Genomic DNA, 514 nt, shown 5'->3' with positions numbered 1-514 from the left:
GCCTTTCCTAGGAACGGCCGTGGCGTTTGCTTTGGGTGCCGATGTGGTTACGCTGTTTGCTATTTTCACCGCCTTAGCGTTGGGGATGGCGTTGCCTTGGATTATGGTGGCAATTTTCCCAAGTATTGCGCTTAAATTGCCGAAGCCGGGTCAGTGGATGAACGTGGTCAAAAACGTATTTGGTGTGATGATGTTGGCCACCAGCGTTTGGCTACTGTCTTTGATGGCCAATCACCTACCAGTGTTTTGGGTCATTCTCGTCGGTTTAGTCGCGTTTATTGTTCTGATGATTCGCGTTAAACGCGTTCATGGCGATAAAGCACTCGTGGTATCCGGTTCTGCATCGCTTATCTTAATTGCTGGCGGGCTGCTACTTGGCAGTGTCACCGCAAATCAATGGGCGACACCGCTTCCTGAGGACTTAACATGGCAGAAGCTTTCCAACTCGGCGATCGAACAGCACGTCAATAATGGGCGAGTGGTGTTTGTGGATGTCACTGCGGATTGGTGTGTC

1 protein-coding gene is annotated in these 514 nt (G+C 50.8%); it reads left to right on the top strand.

What is annotated here, in order from left to right; translation table 11 throughout:
* Positions 1 to 514, top strand: a 514-nt coding sequence (locus tag R7P74_RS29470) for a cytochrome c biogenesis protein CcdA (protein WP_443293578.1), incomplete at both ends; no start/stop codon positions are given.

This window comes from Vibrio sp. 2033, assembly GCF_033339735.1.
The sequence above is the reverse complement of the archived record's forward strand: the minus strand, read 5'-3'. Positions and strand labels throughout refer to the sequence as shown.